Origin of the sequence: Deferribacter abyssi (assembly GCF_049472655.1) — a bacterium.
Taxonomy (GTDB): Bacteria; Chrysiogenota; Deferribacteres; order Deferribacterales; family Deferribacteraceae; genus Deferribacter; species Deferribacter abyssi.
On record NZ_JAQNCS010000011.1, the window covers coordinates 71,969 to 79,761 of the forward strand.

General features: G+C 30.6%; 7 protein-coding genes and 1 tRNA gene. 5 read left to right on the forward strand and 3 right to left on the reverse strand.

Features of this window, described 5'->3' with window-relative positions; genetic code table 11:
* Genes OWK30_RS07725 through OWK30_RS07735 form a run of 3 tightly spaced genes read right to left on the reverse strand, consistent with a single transcriptional unit; the run spans position 1 to position 2,001 of the window.
* Complete coding sequence (locus OWK30_RS07725; RefSeq protein WP_423325222.1) at positions 1-675, reverse strand: LysE family transporter; 675 nt, start codon at positions 673-675, stop codon at positions 1-3.
* Positions 672-1,397 carry a glycosyltransferase family 2 protein gene (locus OWK30_RS07730; RefSeq protein WP_423325224.1) on the reverse strand — a complete coding sequence of 242 codons (726 nt, stop codon included), beginning with the start codon at positions 1,395-1,397 and terminating at the stop codon, positions 672-674. Before OWK30_RS07730 ends, OWK30_RS07725 begins: the two co-directional genes overlap by 4 nt.
* A gap of 22 nt (positions 1,398-1,419) precedes the next feature.
* Entirely contained in the window at positions 1,420-2,001 is a 582-nt protein-coding gene (locus tag OWK30_RS07735) for a TetR/AcrR family transcriptional regulator (protein ID WP_423325226.1), read from the reverse strand.
* Between the two features lie 379 nt (positions 2,002-2,380).
* Between OWK30_RS07735 and glpK the strand changes: the two genes are divergently transcribed.
* The 5 genes from glpK to OWK30_RS07760 all read left to right on the forward strand — a co-directional run bounded on the left by glpK (position 2,381) and on the right by OWK30_RS07760 (position 7,776).
* A complete protein-coding gene (gene glpK / locus OWK30_RS07740) occupies positions 2,381-3,862 on the forward strand; it encodes a glycerol kinase GlpK (protein WP_423325228.1) in 1,482 nt (493 codons plus the stop codon).
* A 294-nt stretch (positions 3,863-4,156) separates the two neighbouring features.
* Positions 4,157-4,843 (forward strand): haloacid dehalogenase type II, encoded by a 687-nt coding sequence (locus OWK30_RS07745; protein ID WP_423325230.1) that lies wholly within the window; start codon positions 4,157-4,159, stop codon positions 4,841-4,843.
* A 28-nt stretch (positions 4,844-4,871) separates the two neighbouring features.
* The gene (locus OWK30_RS07750; protein WP_423325232.1) at positions 4,872-5,981 is read left to right on the forward strand and encodes an NADH:flavin oxidoreductase; all 1,110 of its coding nucleotides are present in this window, start codon (positions 4,872-4,874) and stop codon (positions 5,979-5,981) included.
* A gap of 40 nt (positions 5,982-6,021) precedes the next feature.
* A tRNA-Ala gene (locus OWK30_RS07755) sits at positions 6,022-6,094 on the forward strand.
* 164 nt (positions 6,095-6,258) lie between these two features.
* Positions 6,259-7,776, forward strand: a complete 1,518-nt coding sequence (locus OWK30_RS07760; RefSeq protein WP_423325234.1) for a B12-binding domain-containing radical SAM protein — start codon at positions 6,259-6,261, stop codon at positions 7,774-7,776.
* Positions 7,777-7,793 lie beyond the last annotated feature (17 nt).

The following is a 7,793-nucleotide window of genomic DNA, read 5'->3' on the forward strand; positions in this document are numbered from 1 at the left end:
TTATATACGAATAAGAAAATTGTAGTTCTGAATTATCGTTACATATACGTCTTTAACCACAATGTATAAAAAATAAATTATACTTACTGAATACAGATTTACAGTAATATACTTCATAAATTTTCCAATTTTGGCTTTCGATTTTATCATAACAACAATCGAAAAGTATTGACATAATAATGCTCCAACAAAAAACAAAAAACTAAAAAGAGTATAATAAAAAAAAGTTTGATATGGAATAAAGTTATGGTTTATTGTCGTAGAAAAAGTTACCCAGAAAACTATATAGGTAGGATTAGTAAGATAATAACTAATTACTAAAAAAACATTTTTAAAAATTGTTTTTCCATCTAATTTAAAATCCTCACTTATTCTATCTTCAAAATCTCTTTTTCTTCTAAAAAAAGGAAAAATAATTTCTTTTAAACCAATATATAAGAAAAATATTAATCCAATTATTTGAATAAATATTTTGATAAATGGATTAATATTTCCTAGCTGAACTGCTCCTAACAAAAAAATTTCACAAAATAAAAAGTCCACTAAAGAAGAAATAATTGCAATTGAAAAACCATGCCAAAATCCTCTTTCTACTGCTCTGTTTAACATTATTTGCCCTAAAGATCCAATTGGCAAGGAATAAATAAAACCAAACAATAAAGCAACAATTATCACTTTATTATTCCTTTAAAGCTTACATTTTTGAAAGAATTCTTAAATATATTAAAAATTAACAAATAATTTAAGAAAATTGTTGTTACAATCTGAGATGTTGCTTTAAGATAATCGATTAATGCTTTATCAAATCTATATTTTTCGTATTTTTTTAAATGTATTAGTCCATCCAAATCAACTATTAGTATTTTTCCATTTTTGCTTTTATAATATAAATTCAACAAAGTCTCCACACCATATTTAGTCTTTCTTATTTCTTCAATTATTGGAAGTATTTCATTTTTAAAACAAGCTCTTTCTCCTCCTAGCCAAACATCAATGGGACCTGTTAAGTCAATTCTATGAGAATTCAATGGACAACGACGCCCAATTGTCATGTTTACACTTTTGGTCACCAATGGTACTACTAATTGTTCAACATGTGTGCAGTTAAAACCTATAATATCGGCATCTACAAACAACAATATATCACCAGATGAATTCTCGATACCAGCCACCATTGCGTATGATTTACCCTTATTTCTATCAAACCTTATATATTTAAATCCAAATGTTTTTGTTAGTTGATTTAATATCTGCGAAGTATTGTCAGTAGAACCATCATCTACCACAATAACCTCATCCACTAAATGACACTTCAAAAGTGCAATAATAATATCTTTTACAGTTCTCTCTTCATTAAAAACAGAAACTATCGCTGAAATCTTTTTACCTTTCATCATAATAATAGATCCTCCTTAATAATTAAACTCTGAATAAAACAGTAATTATCTGCTCTGAAATCTTTTTTGTATTTAGTTGTTTATTAAGTGTTGAATACTCCAAAATTAACCCATTCATCATACTAATCAGCATAATTGTAACAATTTCAGCACTAACCTTTTTTTCTTTCAATTTTTCATTCATAACTTCTTCAACAACAGGTTTAACTAAATTAATAATTTGTTTTTTAATTTCTATTATCTTTTTTTTAACTCGTAGATTTGTTAATGATAATTTAAAAGTAAAAAAGTTTATAAGATTCTTCTCTTTTAATCCAAAATCAAGATAATTTATAATAACTTTATGTAACCTCTTAATCGAGTTGTTTTCGTTATAAGCCGCTAATAAAGATTTTTTTAAACTATCAAAGGCATCATTAAGAACTTCATTATAAATTTCTTCTTTACCAGAGAAATAGTGATATAATGCTGCTTTTGTTATTCGAAGTTTTTTAGCAATATCATCCATAGAAGCACCAAGATATGTATATTGTGAAAAAAGCTTTCTTGCAGTCTTAATAATCTGAGATCTAGTATTTCGAACAATATTTTTCTTTATACTCATAAAAATACACCTTACCTACCATTTAGTAAGTAATACTAATTATTTCTATTTAACTTTCCTGTAATGTCAAGTAAAACTTAATCGTGGACTCACCCCATTTTTATGGTTATAAATTTAATATGTTTTTATACATTAAGATGTTATTCTTTATTGTTTGAAGAAAAAAAAATTCTTCGTTCTAGCAAATCATTCAGTTTTCTCCAATACAAGTTCTTCTAAAATCTCCATCCGTGGCAGTTCTATGGGAACTTAAACCACAAAAATGTTTTACAACAAACACAATAAAACAAAGTATTGCAACAAATTGTTGTGGCTCCAGCGGTATTATTTAATTTGCTAATTATAATTAAATTTGTTATAGTAATAAAGAAGGGATACAATGTCTAAGTATGTTTTAGCACTGGATTTAGGAACAACTGGAAATAAGGCTATTGTTTTTGATAAACAAGGTAATACCATAGCATCTGCATATTCTGAATTTCCACAAATTTTTCCTAAAGAAGGTTGGGTAGAACATAACCCTAACGATATATGGGAAACTGCACTAAAAGTCATTGCTATTGTCATTGAAAAAGTTGGTGCAAAAAATATTCAGGCCATAGGTATTACCAACCAAAGAGAAACAACTATAATCTGGGATAAAAAAACAGGGAAACCTTTATATAACGCTATTGTTTGGCAATGCAGGAGAACCGAAAACATATGTAAGCATTTTTCTCAATTCAAAAAATTAATTAAAGAAAAAACAGGTTTATTTTTAGACCCCTATTTTAGCGCCACAAAAATAAAGTGGCTTATTGATAATGTAGAAGATGTAAATAAAAAGGTAAAATCAAAAGATGCACTTTTTGGCACAGTGGATTCCTGGATTTTATATAACCTAACTGCAGGAAAATGCCATGCTACCGATATTACAAATGCATCAAGAACAATGATTTTCAATATAAAAACATTAGAATATGATGAAGAACTTTTGAATCTCTTTGAAATTCCAAGACATTTACTACCGCAGGTTTTCCCTAGCAATCATTTATTTGGTTATACAAACAAAAAACTATTTGGAAAAGAAATTCCTATCACTGGCATTATAGGAGATCAACAGGCATCCCTTTTCGCACATGGTGGATGGCGAAACGGTTTAATTAAAAATACATACGGAACCGGTCTATTTATAATGACATCCACTAAAAGCAAAATTTATTACTCGGATAATCTTATTAGCACAATAGCTTGGCAAATTGATAATGATGTAGAATATGCCCTGGAAGGTAGTATATTTGTCGGTGGATCATTAATTCAGTGGTTAAGAGATGGATTAGGAATAATAAATGACACAAAAGAAGTGGAAGATTTAGCCAAAAAAGTTAATTCTTCTGAAAACGTTGTTTTTGTACCTGCATTAACCGGACTTGGTGCACCCTACTGGGATCCATCTGCAAGAGGGTTGGTAATTGGAATTACAAGGGGAACCACTAAAGAACATATAGCAAGAGCTGCTCTTGAAGGAATAGCATTTCAAACTCGTGACGTATTTGAAGAATTTGTCAAAACAACAAAAAATGAAATAGATTTTTCAACACTTGCAGTGGATGGTGGTGCTTCCAAAAACAATTTTTTAATGCAATTTCAAGCTGATATCTTAGGAATTGATATAGAAAGACCCTATATTACCGAATCCACTGCATTGGGTGCTGCTGCTATGGCTGCCATATCCACAGGTTTCTGGGACAAAAATAATATCCTCAAAATAAGAGAAATTGAAAAAGAATTTAAACCGAAAATGGATAATAAAACACGTAAAAAAATATATAACAAATGGCTAAATGCATTACAAAGAAGTTTAAATTGGGCTAAAGATTAATAGAAATGGTAGCTCAGCCTAGAATACTATAATGAATATTCTTATATCAGATTTTAACTTTTTTCTTTATTTTTTACACTTATTAAATTTCTCATCGTAAACATTAGCACTATTTATACATACTAGAAAGTATGTTTAGAGTTAAATTACTTAAAATATATACCAAATTTAAGACACTCAAATACAGGAATAATAAGTAAAAGGAGACATACTTACAAAAAGTTACATTTTAGAATTATTTGACCAATATTTTAAACTTGATATAATTAAAGTATACCATTTAAGGAGGATAAAATGGTGGTTTTATCTTTTGATGTCTATGGCACGCTAATTGATACGAAAGGAGTTTTTGATGAGATTGTCTCTATTGTAAAAGATGAAAAGCTTGCTTTACATGTCACCGATTTGTGGAGACAAAAACAACTTGAGTATTCATTTAGAAGAGCGTTAATGCAAAACTACGTCGATTTTTCTGTCTGCACAAAACAGGCTCTCGAGTATGTAAACAATTACTTTAATTTGAATATAAGTGAAGATGAAATGAAAATACTGCTTGAGAAATATAAAAATCTTCCACCATTTGATGATGTGATTAGTTCGTTAAATGAATTAATGAATCTTGAAGTCAAAATGTATGCTTTCTCAAACGGTAAACCTGAAGATTTGAATATTCTCCTTAATAATGCTGGGATTATTGATTATTTCGAAGGAATTATAAGCGTTGATGATATAAAATCTTTTAAACCAAATCCTGCTGTTTATGCCCATTTTTTAAGAAGCTCAAAAGCTGAAAGAGAAAAGGCTTTCATGATTTCTGCTAATCCTTTTGATGTTATTGGTGCAATTTCTGCTGGGATGTCAGCAATATGGGTAAACAGAGGCAAGAAGATCATTTTTGATCCGTGGGAACTTAAACCAACTTTTACAATCAATTCTTTGAGAGAACTGCCCAAATTATTAAAAGATAACTATAGCTGTTAGTTTTAAAAAAATATAAGTGGAGGAGTAAATGATTTTTAGTAATTTTAAAATTGGTAATCTTAATCTCAAAAACAGAACAATAAGGTCTGCAACGTGGGAGGGTATGTGCGATAGTGATGGTAAACCGACTGAGCGTTTAATTAATTTGTATGAACAGCTTGCTGAAAATGAGGTTGCACTTATAATCACTGGTTATGCCTATGCAAGTCAGGATGGTATTCAACTACCTGGTATGCTCGGTGTTCATGATGATAACAACATTTCTGCTTTAAAGGAACTTGTTGATAAGGTGCATGAAAAAGGCGGCAAGATAGCAGTACAACTTGTTCATGCTGGTGGACAGGCAAACAGAAAATCTTCTGGACTCCAGCCTATTGCTCCATCTGCAGTGAATTTTCCAAGCTATTCAGAAGTGCCAAAGGAAATGACCATAGATGATATAAAAAGAGTAATCGCTGACTTTGGAAAAGCTGCAAGAAGGGTAAAAGAGGCAGGATTTGATGCAATTCAGTTGCACGGAGCACACGGATATTTGATTAACCAGTTTTTATCTCCACTTACAAATAAGAGGACTGATGAGTATGGCGGAAGTCTTGAAAACAGAGCAAGGTTTTTAAAAGAAGTTGTAGCTGAAGTTAGAAATAAAGTAGGTAACGATTATCCTGTATTTATCAAGCTAAATTGCGATGATTTTTTAGATGGAGGATTTGCAATTGATGAGGCTGCAGAAGTTGCTAAAATGCTTGAAGAATGGGGTATAGATGCTATTGAGGTTTCCGGTGGTTCTCCAGCATCAAAGGACACCTCTCCAGCAAGATCAAAAATTGATAGTGCTGAGAAAGAAGCTTACCATAAAGAGTTATCTAATAGGATAAAACAAGTGGTTAATATTCCTGTAGCTGTGGTTGGCGGAATTAGAAGCTTCGAGGTTGCTACTGAGATTATTGATAACGGTTTTGCTGATGCTGTTTCATTTTCAAGACCTTTGATAAGAGAGCCACATCTAATTAAAAGATGGAAAGAATCTGATAAAACAAAAGCAAAATGTATTTCGTGTAATGGATGTTTTATGCCAGGGATAAAAGAAGGTGGAATTTACTGTGTGGTTGAAAAAAGGTTGAAAGAACAGCAAAAATGATGTAAATTTACATGAAGTTAAATTTGAAAACTTGAGATTTGGGGCGGTAGCTCAGCTGGGAGAGCACTACAATGGCATTGTAGGGGTCGGGGGTTCGACTCCCCTCCGCTCCACTCTATTTTATCCAATAAAATTAAAAAAGTTATGTTTTTAAAACAAATAATATCCATTTGATTTTTATATTTAAGCTTTTGAAGCTCTAAATTTCTTTGTATATATTTTTAAAAAAATCTTCAATTTTATTTGAAGCTAAAAATTTTTAGGTGTAAAATATAATATGAAGGTATTGTTAGTATATCCAGAATATCCAAACACGTTTTGGAGTTTTAAATACGCTTTAGATTTTATTAACAAGAAAGCAAGTCTTCCTCCCCTTGGTTTGCTGACAATTGCTTCAATGTTACCTGAAGACTGGTCTCTTAAACTGGTCGATTTAAATGTAAGTAAATTAACCGATGAACATATATTATGGGCTGACCTTGTAATAATCAGCGCAATGTCTATTCAGAAAGATTCAGCCTTAGAAATCATTGATAGGTGTCATAAATATAATGTTAAAGTGGCAGGTGGTGGCCCCCTGTTTACAGTAGAATCTGATAAATTTGATAATGTTGATTACTTGATTTTGGGAGAAGGTGAAATAACTGTTCCTAAGTTTTTGAATGACTTAAAAAATGGTGACCCTAAAAAGGTGTATATGCCAGATGATTATGCTAATATGGTTGACTCACCTGCACCAAAATGGGAAGCACTTGATGATATAAACGCATATGCATCTTTGAGCATTCAGTATTCCAGAGGCTGCCCTTTTAACTGTGATTTCTGCAATGTTACTTCAATGTTGGGAAACCGAGTAAGAACCAAAACAGTAAAACAGGTAATAACCGAGCTTGACAATATGTACAATCTCGGTTGGCGAGGTGGAGTGTTTTTTGTGGATGATAATTTTATTGCCCATAAAAAAAGAGTAAAAAACGACCTTTTACCAGCATTAATTAATTGGATGAAAAAAAGAAAATATCCTTTTGAGTTTTTCACACAGGTATCAATAAATTTGGCAGACGATGATGAAATGATTGATTTGATGGTACAAGCTGGTTTTGACACTGTGTTTATTGGTATAGAAACACCAAATGAAGCGAGTCTAAATGAAAGTAAGAAATATCAAAATATTAACAGGAATTTAATGGATTCAGTTAGAAAATTGCATAGAAAAGGGCTTCAGGTTCAGGGTGGATTTATAGTTGGATTTGACACTGATCCTTTAGATATTTTTGACCGTCAAATTGATTTCATTCAGAAAAGTGGTATTATTACAGCAATGGTTGGAATTTTGAATGCACCACCTGGGACAAAGCTCTATGAAAGACTAAAATCTGAAAACAGACTTCTAGATGTATTTGGAGGCAATAATACTGACGTTTTTATTAACTTTATACCAAAAATTGATAAGGAAAAACTGGTTGAAGGTTATCTTAAAATTGTGAACACTATTTATTCTCCTAAGAAATTTTATGAACGTTTAATAACTTTTCTAAATGATTATAATCCCCCAGATTACAGCAATACAAAATTTTCAATTAAAAGAATACAAGCTTTTTTTAAATCATTATACAAATTAGGAATTTTAGAAAAAGAAAGATACTATTATTATAAACTGCTATTTTGGGTAACTATAAGAAAATTTAAATGTATTCCAATAGCTGTATATTTATCAATTTGTGGATATCATTTTAGAAAAGTTTTCGAAGAAATAACAATAAATTATCTATCTGTCTCTGAAAATGGTAACTAATTTATGATAAATGATTT